Annotated in this window: 4 protein-coding genes; 3 read left to right on the forward strand and 1 reads right to left on the reverse strand. The window is 73.5% G+C overall.

Annotated elements, in window-relative coordinates; translation table 11 throughout:
* Positions 1-1,289 (reverse strand): N-6 DNA methylase (locus ACWEN3_RS41660; RefSeq protein ID WP_452982502.1); only part of this gene is annotated, 1,289 nt, incomplete at its 3' end.
* Between the two features lie 189 nt (positions 1,290-1,478).
* Between ACWEN3_RS41660 and ACWEN3_RS41665 the strand changes: the two genes are divergently transcribed.
* From ACWEN3_RS41665 to ACWEN3_RS41675, 3 genes are all read left to right on the forward strand, one after another.
* Positions 1,479-2,171, forward strand: a complete 693-nt coding sequence (locus tag ACWEN3_RS41665) for a hypothetical protein (protein WP_452982505.1) — start codon at positions 1,479-1,481, stop codon at positions 2,169-2,171.
* A gap of 335 nt (positions 2,172-2,506) precedes the next feature.
* A complete protein-coding gene (locus ACWEN3_RS41670; protein WP_452982508.1) occupies positions 2,507-3,238 on the forward strand; it encodes a hypothetical protein in 732 nt (243 codons plus the stop codon).
* 50 nt (positions 3,239-3,288) lie between these two features.
* On the forward strand, positions 3,289-4,767 hold a 1,479-nt coding region (locus tag ACWEN3_RS41675), incomplete at its 3' end, for a M48 family metallopeptidase (RefSeq protein WP_452982511.1).

The raw sequence follows: 4,767 nt of genomic DNA on the forward strand, positions 1-4,767 counted from the left end.
GGCGGGTGGCACAGCACGGCCTCGGCGCGCAGCTCGGGGTGGGCGTCCGCGCGCAGGGTGTCGCCGGCCGCGGCGCGCACGGCGGCCCGGGAGTGCAGCGCGAGCCGCAGCGCGGTGAGCGCGGCGAGGTCGGGGGCGCTGTCCTGGGCGTACATCTCCTGGTCGGGGCGGTTGTCCACGGCGCGCAACAGGGCGCCGGTGCCGCAGGCCGGGTCCAGGACGGTGCGGGCGGGCCCGGCGAGGTCGGCCATGAGTCCGGCGAGTTCGGCCGGGGTGAGCGTGTACTGGCGGGGGTTGGCGTCCAGGTGCCGGCCCAGCAGGAACTCGAAGGCCTGCCGCGCCCCCACCTCGGCGGCCAGCTCGGCGGCACCGCGCAGGAGCGGGGCGGAGGGCAGCAGTTGGGGGCCGGTGGGCGTACGGAGGGCGGGGGTGCGCAGGGCGGCGGTGCCGGGGGCCGCTGCGGGTGCGGCGGCGTGGGTGGGCGCGGGTGCGGCGGCGTGCGTGGTGTGGGGTGCCGTGGGGTGGGCGCCGGGCGTGCCGTGGCCCGCCCCTGCCCGGTCGGCCGCGGGGGCGGTGTGAACCGTGGGCGGGGTGTTCACACCCGGCGATGCCGGTGATGGGTTCACACCGGGTACTTCGGGTGCCGTGTTCACGCCCGGGGTCGCCGGGTCGGTGTTCACACCGGGTGCTGGGGGCGTGGTGTTCACAGCGGGTGCCGTATGCGCGGCGTTCACACCGGGAATGACAGTGCCCGTGTTCACATCCGGTGCCGACAGCCCGGTGTTCACAGCGGGGGCGGCCGACCCGGCGTCCACACCCTGTGCGTCGCGTGAGCCGTTCACAGCCCCCGCACCGCCCGCAGCCCGTCCGCTGTGAACCGTACGGCCCGGCGCTCCGCCGAAGCGGGGTGTCAGCACCTTCTCCAGCACGCCCGGCAGCATCGCGGCCAGGCGCTCGTCCGAGCCGGCGCTCACGTCGAGCCAGACGGTGGGGCGTTCATGGATCAGCAGCAGCGCGCAACCGGCGTGCACCAGCGCCGTCAGCGGGCCCTCGGGGTGGCCGGCCAGCTGCTGCCAGACCCGCTCGCGCAGCGGGACCTCCGCGAGTTTGCCCTGCTTGCGCAGCCAGGCCTCGACCTCGGCGAGGGCGAAGGACGGGCTGGTCTCGGTACCGCCGACCGGTTTGGGGAAGTCGGCGTGCCGACGACGCCAGTTGCTGACGGCGGCCCGGCCCACGCCGGCGAGCCGTGCGATACCGGCGGCGGTCACCTCTGTCGCGTTGTCCTGCACCGGCCCGGCTCCCCTCGTCCCATGTGTGTGCCGAGCATACCGGCGTACACAAGATCCCTGCATTCACGGACGTGTACAAGACTGATCCTGTGAACCGTGTTGACTCGGTTCACAGGCTCTGCTCTTATTGACCCAGCGAACGGGCGGTCACCGGAGGGGGCGACCGCCGCTTTGGGGAGGGGATTCGCCATGGGCATGAAGGCCAAGATCACGCTGGGCGTCGTCGTGGGGGTCGTCGTCATCGGTGCCGTGTCCGCGAACGCCGGCAGCGGCGGCAAGGACGGCGGTTCCGGCAGCGGCGGGAAGGACACGTCGGCGTCCGACCGGCAGACGCCCGGCACCAAGAAGGACGCGGGGGGCGCGAAGACGGCGGGGAAGAAGAAGGCCGCCATCGCCGGGGACGGCGAGTACCAGGTCGGCTCCGACGTGAAGCCGGGGACGTACCGCACGACCGGCAACGCGGACGACATGTGCTACTGGGAGCGCGCCAAGGACGCCAAGGGCGAGACGGACTCCCTGCTGGCCAACGACAATGTCAGCGGCACCAGTTACGTGACCATCAAGGCCACCGACAAGCTGTTCAAGTCCAACGGCTGCAAGGACTGGGAGGCCGTCGACCCGAAGGCGAAGGGCACGCCCGCCTCCTCGATGGACGGCAACGGCGGCATGTTCAAGGTGGGCACCGACATCGCGCCCGGCACCTACAAGTCGACGGGCAACGCCGACGACTCCTGCTACTGGGAGCGCACCAGGGACGCCGAGCACGGGCTGAACTCGATCATCGCGAACAACAACGTGACCGGGACGGCCGTCGTCACCATCAGCCCGGCGGACGCCTACTTCAAGACGAACGGCTGCGGGAACTGGAAGAAGGCGGCCTGACCGAGCCATCGGGCCCGCTCCGGCACCGCCGACGAGCCGAGCGCCCGGCACCGCGCCGGGCGCCCCCCGGCGGGCCCGCCGCGCCCGCCCCACCGTCCGCCGTCCGCCTCGCCCGCGCCACCGCCCGCCGGGCCGGACACGGAGCGACCACCCGCCGTACGGCACGCGCCTCGCCCGGCCGGAGGCCACCGAGGCTGCCCACCGTCGGCTCCGCCGTCGACTCGACCGTCGGCCCGGTCGGCACTTTAATTGCTCCTTGAAATTTATGTGATCTTTATGTGACCTCCAACTGCATACCGTACACAGCTGTTCCACCACCCCCGAGAAGGACTCCGATGCGCCTCCCGTCCCGTCCCGTCATGCTGATCGCCGTCGCGGCACTCCCCCTGGCCCTGTCCGCCTGTTCCTCCGGTTCCTCCGACTCCGGCACCGGTACCGGCGCGAGCGCCAAGCAGGCCGAGTCGAAGGACCCCAACGCCGGTCTGCTCACCGGTACCCAGTTGAAGAAGGCGCTGGCGCCCGCGTCGGCCGTCCCCTCCGGGCTCGCTCTTGAGGCGGACGGTTCCGCGGACAGCGGTGGCCAGTTCCTCTCCCCGTCCGGCAGGAAGACCGCGAAGCCGGACTGCACCAGGCTGGAGACCACGTCCTGGATCCAGGTGTCGGGTTACAAGGGCGGGGTGTCGTTCGCGCAGAACGACTACGCGAACAAGACCCAGGAAGTGGCCCAGGAGATCGACGCCTTCCAGGGCACGACCGCGACCGAGGTGATGAAGGACCTGCGGGCCGTGGCCGGTGAGTGCGCCACGTTCACGGACACCGACGCGCACGCCAAGGTGAAGGTCGCCCACAGCTCCACGTCCGGACTCGGGGACGAGGCCTACACGATGACGCTGACGAGCGGCCACTGGGACAACGGCACCACGCTGATCGCGGCCCGCTCCGGCAACTCCGTGGTCACCGTGCTGTCCACGGCGGGCAGCGACAACGGTGCCGCGTCCGCGAAGAAGGTGACGACCACGGTCCTGGCGGCGCTGAAGAAGGAGGCGACGCCGGGCGGCCAGGGCTGAGCACCGGCAGCACAGCCCGTACGCCCGTTCCGTCCCCGTGAAGGATGCCGATGCGTCTGACGTCCCGCCCCGTCGGCAGCGCCGCCGACGAGGCCGCCGTACGAGGCCGCGGCGTACCCGGAACCCCGCTGCGTGCCGCGCTCGCGCTCGGTCTGCTGATCGGGTTCTACCTGCTGGCCCTGCTCGTCCTCGCCGCGCCGGCCGCCCTGGACGTCGCGCTGGCGCGGGGATCCGGCTTCACGGTGGTCACGCTCGAGGGCTTCCTCGGCTCCCTCGCGATCGCCTGGTGCGTGGTGCGGGTCGTCCTGCTCAGCCGCGGCCGCCCGGCCGGGCAGGACGAGCTGCCCGGTCTGCCGCTGGCGGCGCGGGAGCAGCCCGAGCTGTGGCGGCGGGTGCGTGAGCTGGCCGAGCGGGTGGGCACGCGGCCGCCCACCGAGATACGGGTGATCCCGGGGGCCGGTGCCATGGTGCGGGAGGACACCCGTTGGCTCGGGCCGGCCGGGGGCGAACGGCGGCTCTTCCTCGGGGTGGCGCTGCTGATCGGCCTGCCGGAGGACGAGCTGGACGCCGTGCTCGCGCACGAACTGGGCCACTACGCGCACGACGACACCCGGTTGGGCAGCCTGCTCTGGGCACTGCGCGGCAGGTTGCTGAACACGGTGGTCACGTTGCGGGACCGGGCGGCGCGTCAGGAGGCCGAGGAGAAGGCGGCGTTCGCGGCACGGGCGGCCCGGCGCCGGGCGGCCGGCAGGCGGCCACCGCTGAGGCGGGAGCCCACGCGGGGCCCGGACCACTACCTGGCCCTCGTCTTCTCCTGGTACGCCGGGCTGTGCCTGCGCCTGACCGAGGCCGTCAGCCGCCGTCAGGAGTACGCGGCCGATCTGATGGCCGCCCGGATCGCCGGACGGGACACCACGGCCGCCGCGCTGCGCCGCATCCCCGTGCTCGACGCCGCCGACGACCTCTACCTGAACGGCTACGCCCTGCTGGGCCGGGAGGCCGGACTGCTGCCGCCGGAGGGGCAGTTCTACGGCGGGCTCGCGCTCCTGCTCGCGGACGGCACACGCCGGGCGGAACTGGAGGCGGCGACTTGGGAGCCGCTCCCGGAGGAGGCCTCCCGGGAGAGGTCCCCCTACGACAGCCACCCGCCCACGGCCGACCGGATCGCGGCGCTGGAGGCGCTCCCCGACGACGGACGCGCCATCCCGCCCGTGCGGCGCCCCGCGCTCGCGCTGCTCCGGGCGCCGGATCACCTCCTCGTCGAGCTGGAGCGGGCCGTGCTGGACCCGCGGACGCTGTCCGGGCGGCGGGTGCCCTGGGCCGAACTGCCCGCGCTGGCCCGGCGCGAGGGCTGGGCGCGCGGGGCGGGTCCGCTGCTGGAGGCAGCCGCCCAGGTGGCCGGCGCGCAGGGCCTCACCGCACCGGGAGCCGCACACCCCGGCCCTCTCCTGGACCTGATCGACCGGGGTCTGCCGAGGTCCTTCTCGATGGCCTTGTTGGTCTGGACGGCGGTGCCCGCCTCCCAGCCC

Source organism: Streptomyces sp. NPDC004561 (genome assembly GCF_053602155.1).